Origin of the sequence: Chryseobacterium sp. Marseille-Q3244, assembly GCF_940807095.1 — a bacterium.
Lineage (GTDB): Bacteria > Bacteroidota > Bacteroidia > Flavobacteriales > Weeksellaceae > Chryseobacterium.
Window position 1 is genome coordinate 104,287 of the sequence record NZ_CALNWX010000011.1, and the last position, 16,769, is coordinate 121,055.

Here is a 16,769-nt window from a genome sequence, read left to right on the forward strand (position 1 = left end):
ATGAATAATAAGCTAGTTATACTTTCCATTGCAGCGCTTTCTCTCACAGCCTGCAAAAAAGAAGCTCCGAAACAGGATGGTGCCAAACCGTACCCTGTTGTTTCTGTGGAGTCAAAAAATATAGTAGGATATCAGACGTTTCCGGCTACCATTCAAGGTAGAGTAAACAATGATGTACGTGCTAAAATACAGGGATATATTACCCAGGTATTGGTAGATGAAGGACAATATGTTACCAAAGGACAGCCTTTGTTCCGTTTGGAAACCAATATCCTTACCGAAAATGCCGCTGCTTCTAAAGCAGGAATCGGGGCCGCTGAATCTACTATTGCCGCTGCACAGGCATCTGTAAATGCTGCTCAGGTTGAAGTCAACAAACTGAAACCTCTGGTTCAGAAAAATATTATCAGTAACGTACAGTTACAATCTGCACAAGCTCAGTTAGCCCAGGCTCAGGCTCAGTTACAGCAGGCACATGCTGCAAAAAGACAGGCTGAAGCCAACTACAAAGGAGTAGAAGCTAATATTGAATATTCCATTATTCGTGCGCCTATTTCAGGAGTAGTAGGAAGACTTCCGTTAAAAGTCGGAAGTTTGGTAGGGCCGTCTGACCAGACCCCTTTAACAACCATTTCTGATACTTCTGAAATCTTTGCCTACTTTGCGATGAATGAAAAGGAGTATTTTGATTTCCTTGAAAAATCTCCAGGAGCTTCTATGCCTGAGAAAATCAAAAACTTACCAATGGTTGAGCTTCAGTTAGCCAACGGAAGTCTTTATCCTGAAAAAGGAAGAATTGAAGCCATTACCGGTCAGATAGATCCTACTACGGGAACCATTCAGTTCAGAGTTGCCTTTACCAATGCTCAAAAATTATTAAGCAATGGTAACAGTGGAACGATCAGATTCCCTCAGAATTATGATAATGTTCTTGTAGTTCCTGAAAGTGCTACTTACGAGCAACAAGGTATTGTATACGTATATAAAGTAGAAAAAGGAGATACTGCAAGAAACGTTGTAGTAAATGTTATTGACAGAATCGACAATTTAGCTCTTATAAAATCAGGAGTTAATAAAGGTGAAATAGTGGTTGCAGCAGGTATCGGAGGATTGAAACCGGGAACAGCTGTAAAACCGAAACCAATCAAAATGGATAGTCTTGTTCAATCAATAAAACCGAAATTCTAATGATAAAAAACTTTATTAACAGACCGGTTTTATCTACCGTAATATCAATCTTGATTGTGATTCTCGGTGTGCTAGGGCTGATCTCGTTACCGGTTACACAGTATCCGGATATTGCACCGCCTACAGTAAGTGTGTCTGCAAACTATACAGGAGCCAATGCGGAAACTGTAATGAAAAGTGTGGTCGTTCCCTTAGAAGAGCAGATCAACGGGGTAGAAGGTATGGACTATATTACTTCCTCTGCAGGAAATGATGGTTCTGCCCAGATCCAGGTTTTCTTTAAACAAGGAATAGATCCTGATATTGCGGCGGTAAACGTACAAAACCGTGTGGCTAGAGCTACTCCTTTGTTGCCGTCCGAAGTGACGCGTTCAGGGGTTGTAACTCAAAAGCAACAGACGAGTGCCTTGATGTATATGTCTTTCTATTCGGAAAACAAAGATCTTGATGATGTATACCTTCAGAACTTTTTGAATATCAATATTATTCCAAACCTAAAAAGGGTAAATGGTGTAGGAGATGCCAACGTTTTCGGGGGTAAAAACTATTCCATGAGAATCTGGCTGGATCCTGCAAAAATGGCGGCTTATAGTGTTACCCCTACGGATGTTACCAATGCGATCAATGAGCAGAGTAGAGAAGCTGCGGCGGGCTCCATTGGGCAGAACAGTGGAAGTTCTTTTGAATATATTATCAAATATGTAGGTAAATTCAACGATAAAGAACAGTATGATAATATCATCATCAAATCTCTTCCAAACGGACAAAACCTTATGCTTAAAGACGTTGCTAAAGTAGAATTGGCAGGCCAGTCTTATACAGGGATTGGGGAGAACGGAAACAGTCCTTCCATCAGTATGGGGATCTTCCAGACGCCGGGTTCCAACGCACAGGAGATTATTAAAAATATCAAAACGTCTCTGAAATCTGCAGAAAGTACTTTCCCTAAAGGAATTAAATATACTTTTAACTTTGATACCAACGAGTTCTTAGAAGCTTCTATTGAAAAAGTAGTACATACACTGATTGAAGCTTTCATCCTGGTGTTTATTGTAGTATATATTTTCCTTCAGGACTTCAGATCTACTTTAATTCCGGCCATTGCGGTTCCGGTATCTATCGTAGGGGCGTTCTTCTTCCTGAATTTATTCGGATACTCATTAAACCTGTTAACCCTTTTTGCATTGGTACTTGCCATTGGTATTGTGGTGGATGACGCGATTGTCGTCGTGGAGGCCGTTCATGCGAAGATGGAGCATGGTATTTCCGATGCTAAAAAAGCAACGGTGGAAGCGATGGATGAGATTACAGGAGCTATTATTTCTATTACTTTAGTAATGGCAGCGGTATTTATCCCTGTGACGTTTATTACAGGTCCGACAGGAGTATTCTACCAACAGTTTGGTATTACGCTGATCATCGCGATCATCATTTCTGCTATTAATGCATTAACGTTGAGTCCGGTTTTATGTTCATTATTCTTAAAGCCTCACGCAGAGCATCATGCAGAGTATAAGAACTTAAACCTGCTACAGAAGTTTTTCTATAAGTTTAATATTGCTTTTAAAACAACAACTGAGCGTTACGGAAGGGGATTTGTATTTTTGTTAAGACATAAATGGGTAACCCTGGTAATCTTTGCGGTTACAGGAGGTATTCTATATTGGGCAAGTGGAACCATGAAGAAAGGTTTCGTTCCTACAGAAGATAGAGGAATTATCTTTACCGATGTTCAGCTTCCTCCGGGTGCTTCTATGGAAAGAACATATAATGCATTGAAAACACTTCAGGCTAAAGCATTGAAAGTTCCGGGAGTACAGAATGTAACGATTTCTACAGGTAGAGGATTCTTATCAGGAAACGGAAGTAACAATGGTCTTGCCTTTGTTAAGTTGAAGCCATTTGAAGAAAGGAAAAAAGATGGTCAGACTTCTGAAGATATCACCAAAAAATTATTTGGAATTGTAGGATCTGTTCCTGATGCCAAAGTAGTATTCTTTCAACCGCCAAGTGTACCGGGATTTGGTAACAGTGCTGGTTTTGAAATGGTATTACTGGATAAATCAGGGGGAGAATATGCTGACTTGGATAATAAAACCAATGAATTCATCGGTAAGCTGATGCAGAGACCTGAAATTCAGTTTGCTCAGACTTCATTTAACACAAAATATCCTCAGTATCAGATGGAAATTAATGTTCCACTCAGCAAACAGCTTGGCGTTTCTGTGAATGATATTTTGGCTACCATGCAAGGGTATATTGGAGGTATTTATACTGCCGACTTTACCAAGTATGGAAAACAGTTCAGAGTAATGGTTCAGGCACTTCCAGAGAACAGACAGAATATTGAGAATCTGAACCAGCTTTATGTCAGAACAGGTTCAGGTATCATGTCTCCGATTTCACAGTTTGTAACATTGAAAAAAGCATACGGACCACAATCTGTAAGCCGTTATAACCTGTTTACTTCAGTGAAGGTGACGGGAGCAAACTCTGACGGATACAGTTCCGGGGATGCTATTGCTGCTGTACAGCAGGTAGCTGATGAAACCCTGAATCAAAACTATGCAGTAGAATTTACAGGGTTAACCAGAGAAGAATTAAATTCAGGATCTCAGACCCTTCTGATTTTCGGGTTAAGTTTGGTCTTTGTTTACTTTATCCTTTCTGCACAGTATGAAAGTTATATCCTTCCGCTTATCGTTGTTATCTCTCTTCCTCTTGGGGTAATGGGAGCTTATTTCGGACAGAAAATTATGGGCTTGGAAAATAATATTTATTTCCAGATTGCTCTAATTATGCTCGTCGGATTGTTGGCGAAAAATGCGATCCTTATTGTTGAATTTGCCGTCCAGAGAAGGCATCATGGTGAAACAATCGTGATGTCTGCCATCAATGCAGCAAAAGCGAGAGTAAGGCCGATTCTGATGACCTCATTTGCCTTTATCTTCGGTTTATTACCGTTAGTGTTAGCAAGTGGAATTGGTGCTGTGGGTAACAGATCAATCGCAACAGGAGCAGCCATAGGATTGTTGATAGGTACTGTTTTAGGACTTTTTGTAATTCCGGTATTGTATGTGATTTTTGAAAGCATACAGGAGAAGATTAAGCCTATCAAAAAAGAAGATATCAATTTAGCAGAGTAAATTAATTTAGTTTAAGGTTTTCTGGTTTAAAGTTTAATACGGTAAGCCGGAAACCTTGAACATTTAAATTTCAAATAATGAAAAGTTTAATAAACATCATAAAAGGAATAACTTTCTCAGCGATTATGCTGGGAGCCATCACGTCCTGTATGGCCAGGAAGGAATACGAAAGGCCGAAGAACGTTGTTGACGAAAAGCTTTTCCGTACAGATATGCTTCCTTCAGACAGTGCTACCGTTGCCAATGTTTCCTGGAAGGAAATCTTTACAGATCCCCTGCTTCAGGGACATATTTCAAAAGCTCTAGATAATAATCTGGATATCAGAATTGCTTTACAAAGTATTACTTCTGCAGAAGCTTACCTTAAACAAAGTAAGGCAGCCTATGCTCCAACTCTTTCGGTAGGACCCAATTATACTTTCCAGACACAGTCTATCAATACTCAGTTTGGACAGATCATTGGAGAAAGACGATATGTCAATCAATTTGACATTACAGCAAGTCTCGGTTGGGAAGCTGATATATGGGGAAAAATGAAAGCACAGGAAAAAGCACAATTAGCGGCTTATTTAGGAACTGTTGCTGCTCATAAAGCAGTAAAAAGCAGTCTTGTTTCTTCCATTGCTTCTGCATATTATCAGTTGCTGACATTTGATGCTCAGAAGAAGATTATCACAGAAACGATTGCGATTCGTGAGAAGAATCTGGAAACGACAAAGGCATTGAAAGCTTCCGGAACCCTTACAGAGGTAGCGGTGCAACAGAGTGAAGCCCTTGTTTTCAATGCAAAATCTTTATTGATTGATATTGATACACAGATTCAACTGCTGGAAAACACCATGAGCCTTTTAATGGGAGAACCGTCACACACTATTGAAAGATCTACTTTGGAAGGCCAGAATCTTCCAATCGATTTGAAATTGGGATACCCGGCTCAATTGTTAGCTAACCGTCCGGATGTCATGAGAGCAGAATACAACTTAATGAATGCATTTGAATTGACCAATGCTGCAAAAGCTCAGTTCTATCCAACATTGAAGCTTACAGGAACAGGAGGACTTCAGTCTGTAGACATTGACCACCTATTTAATGTAAACTCATTATTTGCGAATGTGGTGGCTGGATTGGCACAACCTATTCTGAATAAAAGAACGATCAAGACGAACTATGATGTGAGTCTTGCTAACCAGGAAACAGCTTATTTGAACTTCAGAAAAACAGTTCTTACTGCTGGAAAAGAAGTTTCCGATGCTATCAGGGTGTTCTCTGTTCAGGATTCATTTATTGAGTTAAAACAAAAAGAATTGGATGCCTACAAAAAATCAGTAGACTATTCTCAGGAATTGGTCAATTATGGGATGGCCAATTATCTTGAAGTTTTAAATGCCAGTGTAAACTCATTGAATGCAGAACTTAATATTTCCAATGCAAGATATAATAAAATGAAGGCTGCCGTAGAGCTGTATCAGGCTCTTGGTGGAGGCTGGAAATAAAAAATATTTTGTGATCAATTATAAAACGTGTGTCAGTAATGACACACGTTTTTTATTTTAAATAAGCTTTCAAAATAATTGAATAGTATGTCTCGAATTGGATAAACTTATTGGTTTCTTCACAGTGATAATACGACAAGTATAACTTCCATCCTTTAAAAACCTTAATATCTGTTAAATACAAAATTTAATTTGTATATATGTATTTAACTACGTAGTTTTATACTTTAAAATAGAATACTATGAAATTATACATTCAGCCTATAGGAAATGCTTACTCAGAACAGGCTATTGACCTGATTTTGAATATTCAGCAAAAAGAATTTAATGTTCCGCTTACGATCCATGACCAGCCGGATCTTTTTGAGATAGAAAGTTTTTATACTGAAGCCGGAGGAAACTTTTGGGGTGCTTTTATAGATGAAGGGCTTGTGGGAACCATTGCTTTGGTCAAATTTGACGAAAGAGCAGGAGCCATCAGAAAAATGTTTGTAAAAAAAGAATTCCGGGGAAAAGAGCTGAATATTGCACAGGAATTATTAGAAGTTTTAATTTCTTTCTGTGATGAAAATGGAATAGATGATTTATATTTGGGAACCATAACGGTATTAAAAGCAGCTCAGCGTTTTTATGAAAGAAATAATTTTGTGAAGATCAAAAAAGAAAACCTTCCGGAATATTTTCCGTTAATGAGTGCTGACGATATCTTTTATCACTTACATATTGACTGAACATGAATGTTATCAACGAAGCAGGAATTCTTGCCATATCCACCAGGCTCCACCGCCTCAGTGAACAGCTGAGAAAGGATGGTGCCTTGATCTATAAAGCTTTTGGAATTGATTTCGAACTTAAATGGTTTCCTGTAATTTACACTATTTATCAAAGAGAATTAGCCAGTGTTGTTGAAATTGCTAATGAAATTGGTTATACCCATCCCTCTACTATTACTTTGCTCAAAGAACTTGAAAAACTCAAACTTTTAGAATGGAAAAAAGATAAAAATGATGAACGTAAAAGGTTATTTCTATTAACTTCTAAAGGAAATGAGTTAGTTGAAAAAATGAAACCAGTATGGGAACTGGTTACGATCGTATTGGGTGAAATTGCAGATAATGAAAATAATCTCCTAAAAGCCATTGATGAAGCTGAAGAAAAAATTGCCAGTCAATCTTTTTATCAGAGAGCTTTACAGCTTAAGAATTCAAATAAAGCTTAATCTATTTTTAATAAGTTTCAACTAAAATTTAAAAATCCATGTTACTGATACACTGAGCGTAACATGGATTTTTTTGTTCAGTAATGAGAAAAAAGCTTTGTTGAAAAGTCATTGTAAATTTCATTGTCGTAGTTCTACTACAATTTTTCAAATAATCGGTAATTCATTTTGATGTGAATATTTAAGGTGATATATTGCATTACCAAAATCACTAAAAAAACTTATGAAAAAATACCGAAATCAACCCCTTTTTAAAGTATTACTAAGTACTTAAAGTGGAATTATTTTTCTAAAATTCCAACTGCACCCATCTCAGATCAATCATCGAAAGGCTTGTTCCAGAGGCCGTTGCAAGCTATAGATTGGTTCCTTGAGCTAAAGGGTCTCACCTGTAAAGGTTGAATATCCAATTAAGTCATACACCCAAAAAAAGATGTCATGTTTCAGGAAAAGAATAATCTTCCCAAACCGGAAATAGATTCGGACAAGACAGGTTTTGTAAACAAAATCCAAGACAATAAGAAAATTAAAGAAGTAAAGAAAGTTGCTTCAAAAGTAAATAATGCAGTCAATGTGGTGAATACAGGAAAACAGTTTCTGAATCAGCCTTTGTTACCAAACGAACCTGCTATTATCAAAGAAAAGCTTTGGGCAAAACAGCCTACTTCCAAAATATTCAACGCAGACAGTATTCCGGAGAGTGCGATAGCAGGAATCAACCGTGTTGTAAAGCTTGATATCCATGTGGAAGGTAAGCCTATAAAATATTTTAAACATTTTAAACTTACGCAAAGCGCTACTAAACATCATGAATTTGAACTTATTCTAGCCCATGATACGTTAGGAAGTGCAGAAAACCATAATCTTGAAGAAGTACAGAATTTTCTTGGAAAGAGGATTACTGTTGTTTTCAAATATAAAGATGTGGAAGGAGGTGCGGAAAGAAATTTTGTAGGAGTTATCACAGAAGTCGGATTCAGTCAGGAAAAAGGAAGTCTGGGTAATCTTGTGTTGTCAGGCTTCAGCCCAACAATCTTACTAGATGCGGCACCTCATATTCAAAGTTTTGGAGGAGCACAGCCTATCAGTTTGAACAGTATTGCCAATGAAGTGATTAAAGAAGGATTGGGACAGGGAAAATTTGATTTTAGGGTAGATGCCCGTCATGGGAATGTCTCTTACAGTTCTCAATACGAAGAAACCCATTATAACTATCTGGCAAGAATTGCTGAAGCTTATGGGGAACAATTTTTCTACGATGGGGAAGTCTTACACTTCGGACAGCTTCCACCACAGGAAAAACCTGTAATGCTGACCTATGGCAGTAACCTGACCGATGTTAAAATTAAAATGAAAGCTCAGCATGTGAATCCTTCATTCTATGGATACAACAGCAGCAAAAATGAAAAATTTAAAGGTGGAAGTTCAAAAATAACCCATACCTCAGATATTGCTAAGCGCGCGTATGAAATTTCAGAAAAGACTTTTCAAACGCCATCTTTAAGAGTAGCTCCCATCAAAGCTTCTTCTTTTATGGATATTGATGCTTCTCAAAAAGGAACAGCAGGAAGCAATGCTTCACAGGTTTTTATCACTTCTGGAAATACAACGGTCCCGTTTCTTTATCCGGGCTGTATTGCGGATATTCAAATGCGTAAAACAGATACCAACAATACTTCCTATTTTACAAAGTTAATGCTCATAGAGGTTACTCATGAGGTAGATGCCCGTGGGTATTATGACGGATCTTTCCAGGCCATAGCTTCTGATACCGGATTTATTCCAAGACCGGAATTTACTGTTCCTGTGGCAGAACCTCAGTTTGGAAAGGTAATTTCCAATACCGATCCTGAAAATCAAGGCCGAGTACAGGTTCAGCTTGACTGGCAGAGTGGGCAAGACACTACGGAATTTATCCGTGTAATGTCTCCTGACGCCGGAAGCAGTGAAAAGGTTGGCAAAAACAGAGGATTTATGTCTATTCCTGAAGTGGGAGATCAGGTGATTGTTAATTTTGTACATCTTCATCCGGACCGTCCTTTTGTAATGGGCGGAATGTATCATGGCGGAATTGGAGCTGGTGGTGGTTCAGGAAATAATATCATGAGTTTCAGCGGCAGAAGTGGCGCAGAATTAAAATATGACAATGGTGCAGGATCTATGAATCTTAAAGATCAGGGTGGTGCCAATATGAATTTTGACGGAACCGGAAATGCAACCACCAATGCCAATAGCAACCATACTGTGAATGCAGGAAGTACTAACGTAATCAATGTAGGAGGTAAGAAAGATGCTCCACCACAATCCTTGTTAAAAATGGATGCCGGCGGAAATATCACTCTTGACGGAAAAACAAGTATTACATTACAGGTAGGAGATAATTCTATTACGATATCCGAAGCAGGAATTACGGCATCAGCAGGAAAAGGAATGATTGATATCACCGCGCTTACAGGAGCATTAGGATTGTCAAGCAAAGGCGGTCCAATGGATATTAGTACAGATTCACCACTTACGATTACAGGAGGACCAAGTGCTGTAATGTCTTCAGGAGATACCAATATTATGTAATGCTAAAACAGAAATCATGGATGAGTTAGAATACATAACCCTCAATGCCCTGATGATGTGTGACCAGGGAGCAGCTCCGGATTTCTTCAAACCTACGTTTAATACAAAGGTGAAGATTCATGGCTGTCTTGTAGCAACGAATCAAGATGCTACTCCTTTGGTTAACATACCTTCCTTCAAGGTATGTAAGATTAGTGGTGGCCCCTGTACCCCTGCCACAGTTCCTATGACCTGGCAGGATACCTGGCAGGTGAAAATTAACGGAATCCGGTCTTTGATAGGAAAAAGTACGTGTCAATGTCCTGTTGGAGGAAAGGTAGAGTTTATGACCAGCGGACAGGTTCCTCTTCCGGAAGATGCTGCCCAGGAGGTAAAAGATATGCAGGATCAGGCACAGCGTGAACTTGATGACAGCGGAAATGGTAATAGTGTAGGGGAAGCAGGTTTTGTGGAAGGAATGATTCCTGTGTGGGGAAGCGGTCGTGACCTTATCAATGATATACAAACCGGAGATGTAGGCGGCAGCCTTATGAATGCCGGATTTTTAATATGGGATGTAGCCTCTATTGCGGTAGGTGTGGTTTCTTTTGGAACCGGAACGGTAGCTATGCAAGGAGCAAAAGCAGGATTGAAAGGCGCTATAAAAGCCGGTGCAAAAGCCATATCTAAAGAAGCGCTTCAGCAGATGGGAAAAGCAGCGATGAAAAAGCTTAGCAAAGAAGCTTTGAAGAAAAGTGTAGATGATGTAGCCAAAAAATTGCTTAAGACCTGTGTTTTTGCCTGTTTTCCGGCTGGAACACCCGTGCATACTGAACACGGAATTAAAAATATTGAAGATATCCGAATCGGAGATCAGGTGTGGGCTTATGATGAAGATACAGATACTGTAGCTCTTCAGCCGGTTATTGATCTTATCATTAATGAAAGTGACCATACCATTAGTATTTATACGGAAGCTGAAGTGATTGAAACAACGGCTACCCATCCTTTCTATACTGAAGAAGGCTGGAAAGATGCCTCAGAATTAGAAGTAGGCGAAAAAATTCTAACCAAAAATGATGAGAAAGTTACCATTGAAAAAACAGAATATAGCTATGAACCTAAAAAAGTTTATAACTTTACGGTAGCCCATTTTCATACCTATTTTGTAGGCCTCTTAGCTTTACTGGTTCATAATTCTGGTAGATGTTTGTCTCAAATGATTTTGGAATCTCAGAAATGGTTTCAGAATATTATGAGGGGAAATAGTTTTAATAATGTAATGAATGCTTTTACAGAAGAATTAGCAACAAATGCAGGTAAAATATTTAGATCAGAACTATTTGTTTCTCTAAAAAATGGGAAGAAAGGCTTCGTTGATAGTTACATTAAAGGTATAGGTATTATTGAACGAAAAGCTACCGACTTAAGTAAAGTAGCTACACCAACTGCAAAAAACTATATTAATGATGCAGCAAAATATGCAGGTTCAAAATCAGACGAATTTGGAAAGCTAGGAGAAAAAATTTATCTTCAAGTTGAAAATATGAGTGGGGTTTCAAAAGAAGTTTTGGATTACGCAAAAAAAAAGGGTGTAACAATTATAGATGATATATCACAGATTAAAGGATTATAAATATGATTACTTATAAATTTTTACAATATAATAATTTGTCAAATGAGATAATGTCCGAACAAGATACATTGGATAATATTAATGATTTAATAATAGAAAAAAAATCATCGAAAGAAGAAAAAGAGGCAGCAAAAAATGTTGAGAATTGGGCGAAATATGCTTTTGAAAATAATAAAGAATATCATATTATGATCTTTAATGATGAAAAACCATTGGCCTATATTAATAATAACTATAATGATATTACAGTTGAGTTTTTAACTTATAATGGAGGTAATTTGTTTATTTATTTATCATTAGTATATGATAAGTTTAATATGGAAATATCATTTAAAGAAGATAGGGATGAGCCTTTTCCCAATAATGATCTTTTTTTGAGTCAAGTTAATAGTATCTATGAAGATGATTTAGTTAATATTCAAAATGAATTAGTTTTCAAATTAAGCGGTAATACAAATATTTTTGAAACTACTTTTGATAAGAAAAATAATAAAAGTAAAACAGAAGCAAAAAAAACAAAAGTAAATGTTTCTCACAATTTTATTAGAAGGCCACAAAACTACAAAGATTATGAATATTTGTTGGACTACAAAAATATACTAAAGCCGGAATTTCTTGATCTTAAATAAAATAACATCTGCATTTGGAAATTATGATTCCTTAATGTTAATATAATAAAATTTAAAATAAGATTTATTACAATAAATTTAAATTGGTGATTTCAAAGTAAATGAGATTATTATCAAAATAACATATTTTATAAAAGAAGTATGGACGAAATATATAAAAACTAATTTTTCATAGATAAAAAGTATTCAGAGTACACCACTTTAATGAAATGAGTATTTCAAATTTTTTATTCGGGGAAAATATTCCCCTTCTTCAACTGGAAAAATTCTTGCAGGAATATACCCTGAAGGTTGAGAATACCTTTCTGATGGGTAAAGAAAATCCCCCAATTTCTTTAAAAACCTCATCAGATCTTGTTATTGAGCAGGAAAAAGGTGAAAAATATATTGAGAACACTATAAAATTACAGGAAATCACAGGTGATACTGAAGATCATGTGATGAAACCTTTTCTGCTGCAAAGCCTTGCCCTTGCAGATATTTCCCGTAATATTCAACTGAAAAGAGATCTCAATGGGAAAATACTTTCCGTTGAAAATAAAGAGGATCTTTGGAAGAACTGGGAAGAATGGAAAGAGAATAAGTTGGCAACCCTATTTCCTGAAGAAAAAGACCAGATCAAGTTTATTTCCAATTATGAAAAAGGACTGAAAAACTTTGACGTAGAACTGAAGAAAAATCTGCAGTACATTCTTTTATTACCGGAACTTTACAGCCTGATTTTCCCCCCTAATGAATATTATAGTTTTCTATTCAGTCCATCGAATATCCGATCCAGACTAATTGATGGAGTAGAGTACAACTATCAGTTAAAACTGGTAAAACTTGAAGAGGAAAACAATATCCTTTTTGTAGAGTTTCATTCCGTACTGAATAACCGGGATGAATTGATGAAAAGTCATATTAAAAAACTTTATGATAAAGAGAAAGATTTCTCTATTGACCAGTTTGAATTCAGTATCAAAACAAAATACAATTTCGAAAAAACAACGGCTAAGATTCTGAATGCTGAGCTTCATTTTGTAGAAAAAATGCACGAGCATTTAGCCTATCTGATTGATATGGATTTGAATAGTAGGTGAACGTAAGTATGATAATGGCGGAAATATTTTTATAATGGATAATTTTTTAATCAATTAATGAAAGAATATAGACTATAAGAAACTGTTTAATCTGCTTCCTTTAGTTCCGAAGTAAAAATATATCTATTAGATACATAATCCTAAGGTAAGGTAATAATATTGATTATAGGGTGAAGAGAAGATTGTTGTTTTATATACTGTTTATCTTCTTCAGTGAGTTCATTGGTTCCCAGTCCTATACCATTCCATAGCTTTCCGCTATTGGCAGGTTTATTACCTAGTTCAATAGATTCAATTTTAATTTTTTTATGAAGTCCCAGTGCTTCTAAATCCATTAATTGGCCAGGATTTATTTCTCCCTCTACAATTTCTCCAAGCAGATAAAAACTTCTGTTGGTAAGCTGAAAAACACTGTCGATTTTAAATTTTGCCACAAGATTATGCCAACTGTATTGGCAATATCTGCATTGTTTGGCATAAGGAGTACGTGCCAGTCTTTTACATTGAGGACAGGTATTAAAAAAAACTTTTTCTGGAGTCTCAGCCATTATTCGCTGAGCCACATTGAACTCAAACTCATCATGGCTATGTTTAACAAGAGATCCTGTTTCAGGATTATCAGAAGTTTTATAAGTAAAAATGTGATACTTCAATGCTAGGTCTTCATCATCAGTTATAAGATGCCTGAAATAGGTTATGATATAGCGTACAGTTTCTTTGTCCATTATAATAGAAAAGGTTTTTAGTTTTTGTCCTGTCTAATGTATCACTTATTTCTTTACAGAATAGGAAAGCGTAACAACATTTTTCAAAAGAAAAGAACCCGTCAAAAGTGACGGGTTCAATTATTTTATATTCAGAAGGTATCATTAGAATCTGAAAGTCGCAGCCACAGACCACGTTCTTCCGAATCCTAAGAAACCTGTATTCGCATCTGCAACACCCTGATACACTCTACCTGCTTCCTGGTATGTTTTTCCAGCACCCGGGCCTGTAGCAATTTTATCAGTAGCATGAATATTAGAACTTAGCTCAGAAATATAATATTTGTTGAATAAGTTATAAACATTCGCTCTTAAGGTTAAAGATTTTTTCTGACCGATTTCGAATTTGTAGCTTGCTCCTACATCAAACAGATTGTAGCTAGGTAATTTTACAATTCCTCTTTCTCTGTCAGCTTCTGTAAGGAAGTTAATAGGGTTAAACTGAGCATATAACTTGTCATAATATTCCCAGTTAGCATCAATACTGAATGCTTTGGTAATGTTATAATCAACGCCTAAACTTGCTGTAGTTTGTGCAGCATCTCCAACTTTTAGATCTTTGATATTGATCATCCCTGTTGCTCCGGCAACTTCCTGGTTGCTTTGAACATCAAGAATATTGAAATTGGCGTTTCCTTTGTACTTCCAGTTTCCGAATGAAACCATTCCTCTCAATCTAAGGTTAGCAAAAGGTCTTGCTTTCGCTTCCAATTCAACACCCTGGTGAAGTTGTCCAACATTCAGTGCATTGTAGAAATAGGCATTTCCAAGCTTTAATTGAGAGAACTTAGCAACATCTGCAGCTCCTGCGTTAAATGTTCTTGAAATGAATCTGTCATCCCATTGCGTTCTGTACGCATTGATATTAACATCGATATAACGGGATTTGAAGCCATATCCTAGTTCTAAAGAGAAGATTCTTTCATTCTTCGCATCGTTGTAGATGTTCTGGTTAGAAGGGAACAGGGCATTGAATAAAGGCTGTCTTGAAATAGCTCCTGCATTAAAAAATACATTATGATGATCATCAATATTGTAGTTAGCCCCTCCTTTTACAATATAACCTGTTTTGTGATACCATTTGGTATCTTGATTTCCAGGAGTATAAAGCATATAGTCTCTTCTCTTATAATACTGCTCAGAAACTGACCCCTGAACAGATGCACTTAGTTTTTCAGAACTATATTCAACCATTCCATATACACCAGCCCATTTTACCAGCCCTTCGTTGTAGATAGATACTTTCTGAGTATTACCTGTTTTGGTAAGAGGTTCCGGCTTTACTGTACGGTCTACATAATAACCATTGGGAGTGTTCACTGTATTTTTTACAAATAAAGCATCTGATCCTAGCATATCAGTAACAATATCATAAAGAGCTCCTTTGTAAGTTTTAAGATCGATCCCTCCGTTAAAAGTCCAGTTATTTTTTTTGTAATTAAGATCTGCGATTACTCCGTACCAGTCATGAGCATTAATACTTTGTTTTCTAACGATACCGGTAGTTCCGTTTAAAGTACTTACATATTGTCCGTTGTAATCAGTAGGAGAACCTGTAGGAGCTGTAAAAGTAGATTTCTGGAAGGTATTTCCATTATAATCTGTAACAGAACCTCCTCTGTTATAACGGTAAATCATATCCCAATTGATGGTACCGTCACTACTATTCATGAAGTTCATGGTATTTTTACCTTGTACAATAGAACCGTTAAGTCCGGTACCTCCACCACCGCGTCCCCAAGAGCCATAAACCACTGTGGATAATTTCAGGTTGTCATTAATATTCCAATCCCAGTTCAATGAAGCAATTGGTTTGTGGTAGAAATTAGGTGCTAAATTGAATTGAGATCCATTCAGCATTCCTGTTTGCGGATTGTATCTTCTTCCGTAAGTTTCGAACTGCTGTAGGGTTGCTACATTAGCTCCGGTTGCAGAAGATCTTCTTGTGTCGTGTACCTGTGGTGCACCGGTTGCAATAAAATTGAACGCATGTTTTTCATTCGGTTTAAACCCTGTTGAGTAAAACCATGAATAACCTTCACCTTTAGTTCCGTTGATGTAACCATCACCTTGCCAACGGGAAAGTAATACTGTGGTTCCCCATTTGTTTTTCAAGCCGGAAGAGTACATTGCTGAAAGTCTGGAGTAGTTGTCGTTACCAGCTTCCGCTTTAATCATTGCTTTTTGCTCAGAATCAGTAGCTTTGGTAACAATATTGATCGTTCCCCCTACAGATGGTACTACAAATTTAGAAGCTCCTAAGCCTCTCTGAATCTGAATAGAGCTTGCAATATCTGCTAGTCCAGTCCAGTTAGACCAGTAGACAGTACCTCCTTGCATGTCGTTAACAGGCTGTCCGTTGATAATTACCGCAATATTGGCACCATCAAAACCTCTCATGTTAATTCTGCTGTCTCCGAATCCACCACCTACTTTGGTAACGTATACCGAAGGGGTAGACTTCATAATTTCAGGGAATTCTCTGTTTCCCAGTTTTTCCTGAATTTCAGCAGCCTTAATGTTGGAAACTGCAACAGGTGTTTTTCTCTCTTTGGCTGTTTGGGAAAGGTTTCTACCTACCAACATCACCTCATCAATAGATTTAGATTTTTCTAAAGAATCCTTCGTACTCTGCCCGTAATACAAGGCTGCCGTTGGTAATACAAGCGCTATAAGAAGTCGCTTTTTTAAAATAATGCTCATGAAATAAACTAGCGTGTTTGATTTTAAGGCTGCAAAGATGAAAATTTATTTTTTAATTAAGTATTAAATATTTTTTACAGGATTTTGTAAATGTCGAAGAATGAGCATGATTGCTGATTATTTTATGATATGTTAACTTTCTTTAACACTTTAGTTTGTAGCTGGTTATATGAATAAATTAATGTTAAATGAGACTTTTTCGAGAAAAATATACATATTTATTTGAAAATAAATATTGAGAAATATCAGCAAATTTTCACTTTTTCTCATGTTTTTTTATTTTAAGTCTAATGATAGAGAGTTATATGCTGTTTAGCATCAAAACAACATATTTAAATAATGAAAAATTAAAAAAATCT

General features: G+C 36.7%; 11 protein-coding genes. 9 read left to right on the forward strand and 2 right to left on the reverse strand.

All coding sequences use genetic code 11. From position 1 onward, the window contains the following. The 9 genes from NBX25_RS18070 (at nucleotide 1) to NBX25_RS18110 (ending at nucleotide 12,943) form a co-directional block, all read left to right on the forward strand. A complete protein-coding gene (locus NBX25_RS18070) occupies nucleotides 1-1,188 on the forward strand; it encodes an efflux RND transporter periplasmic adaptor subunit (protein WP_250254719.1) in 1,188 nt (395 codons plus the stop codon). Further along, nucleotides 1,188-4,334, forward strand: coding sequence for an efflux RND transporter permease subunit (locus NBX25_RS18075; RefSeq protein ID WP_250254721.1), 3,147 nt, complete (start codon nucleotides 1,188-1,190; stop codon nucleotides 4,332-4,334). The genes NBX25_RS18070 and NBX25_RS18075 overlap by 1 nt, the downstream gene beginning before the upstream one ends. Nucleotides 4,335-4,411: 77 nt before the next feature. After that, nucleotides 4,412-5,827 (forward strand): efflux transporter outer membrane subunit, encoded by a 1,416-nt coding sequence (locus NBX25_RS18080; protein ID WP_123911620.1) that lies wholly within the window; start codon nucleotides 4,412-4,414, stop codon nucleotides 5,825-5,827. A gap of 242 nt (nucleotides 5,828-6,069) precedes the next feature. Next, nucleotides 6,070-6,558, forward strand: coding sequence for a GNAT family N-acetyltransferase (locus tag NBX25_RS18085; protein WP_250254723.1), 489 nt, complete (start codon nucleotides 6,070-6,072; stop codon nucleotides 6,556-6,558). A gap of 2 nt (nucleotides 6,559-6,560) precedes the next feature. After that, on the forward strand, nucleotides 6,561-7,046 hold the full coding sequence (locus NBX25_RS18090; RefSeq protein WP_250254725.1) for a winged helix DNA-binding protein: 486 nt from the start codon (nucleotides 6,561-6,563) through the stop codon (nucleotides 7,044-7,046). 438 nt (nucleotides 7,047-7,484) lie between these two features. After that, nucleotides 7,485-9,617 carry a type VI secretion system Vgr family protein gene (locus NBX25_RS18095; protein WP_123911617.1) on the forward strand — a complete coding sequence of 711 codons (2,133 nt, stop codon included), beginning with the start codon at nucleotides 7,485-7,487 and terminating at the stop codon, nucleotides 9,615-9,617. A 16-nt stretch (nucleotides 9,618-9,633) separates the two neighbouring features. Beyond that, on the forward strand, nucleotides 9,634-11,232 hold the full coding sequence (locus NBX25_RS18100; RefSeq protein WP_250254726.1) for a polymorphic toxin-type HINT domain-containing protein: 1,599 nt from the start codon (nucleotides 9,634-9,636) through the stop codon (nucleotides 11,230-11,232). A gap of 2 nt (nucleotides 11,233-11,234) precedes the next feature. Continuing rightward, entirely contained in the window at nucleotides 11,235-11,861 is a 627-nt protein-coding gene (locus NBX25_RS18105; protein WP_250254727.1) for a hypothetical protein, read from the forward strand. Between the two features lie 209 nt (nucleotides 11,862-12,070). Next, entirely contained in the window at nucleotides 12,071-12,943 is an 873-nt protein-coding gene (locus NBX25_RS18110; protein WP_250254728.1) for a hypothetical protein, read from the forward strand. A gap of 140 nt (nucleotides 12,944-13,083) precedes the next feature. Here NBX25_RS18110 and NBX25_RS18115 read toward each other — a convergent pair whose 3' ends face one another. Beyond that, nucleotides 13,084-13,668: a hypothetical protein gene (locus NBX25_RS18115; protein ID WP_250254730.1), complete on the reverse strand. Its 585-nt coding sequence runs from the start codon at nucleotides 13,666-13,668 to the stop codon at nucleotides 13,084-13,086. A 144-nt stretch (nucleotides 13,669-13,812) separates the two neighbouring features. Beyond that, nucleotides 13,813-16,410, reverse strand: a complete 2,598-nt coding sequence (locus tag NBX25_RS18120; RefSeq protein WP_250254732.1) for a TonB-dependent receptor — start codon at nucleotides 16,408-16,410, stop codon at nucleotides 13,813-13,815. Between the last annotated feature and the right edge of the window lie 359 nt (nucleotides 16,411-16,769).

Bases quoted from the DNA above. Each gene is read 5' to 3' on its own strand.
- NBX25_RS18095 (WP_123911617.1), top strand. From the start codon at position 7,485: ATGTTTCAGGAAAAGAATAATCTTCCCAAACCGGAAATAGATTCGGAC.
- NBX25_RS18120 (WP_250254732.1), bottom strand. From the start codon at position 16,410: ATGAGCATTATTTTAAAAAAGCGACTTCTTATAGCGCTTGTATTACCA.
- NBX25_RS18080 (WP_123911620.1), top strand. From the start codon at position 4,412: ATGAAAAGTTTAATAAACATCATAAAAGGAATAACTTTCTCAGCGATT.
- NBX25_RS18105 (WP_250254727.1), top strand. From the start codon at position 11,235: ATGATTACTTATAAATTTTTACAATATAATAATTTGTCAAATGAGATA.
- NBX25_RS18070 (WP_250254719.1), top strand. From the start codon at position 1: ATGAATAATAAGCTAGTTATACTTTCCATTGCAGCGCTTTCTCTCACA.
- NBX25_RS18085 (WP_250254723.1), top strand. From the start codon at position 6,070: ATGAAATTATACATTCAGCCTATAGGAAATGCTTACTCAGAACAGGCT.
- NBX25_RS18115 (WP_250254730.1), bottom strand. From the start codon at position 13,668: ATGGACAAAGAAACTGTACGCTATATCATAACCTATTTCAGGCATCTT.
- NBX25_RS18100 (WP_250254726.1), top strand. From the start codon at position 9,634: ATGGATGAGTTAGAATACATAACCCTCAATGCCCTGATGATGTGTGAC.
- NBX25_RS18110 (WP_250254728.1), top strand. From the start codon at position 12,071: ATGAGTATTTCAAATTTTTTATTCGGGGAAAATATTCCCCTTCTTCAA.
- NBX25_RS18075 (WP_250254721.1), top strand. From the start codon at position 1,188: ATGATAAAAAACTTTATTAACAGACCGGTTTTATCTACCGTAATATCA.
- NBX25_RS18090 (WP_250254725.1), top strand. From the start codon at position 6,561: ATGAATGTTATCAACGAAGCAGGAATTCTTGCCATATCCACCAGGCTC.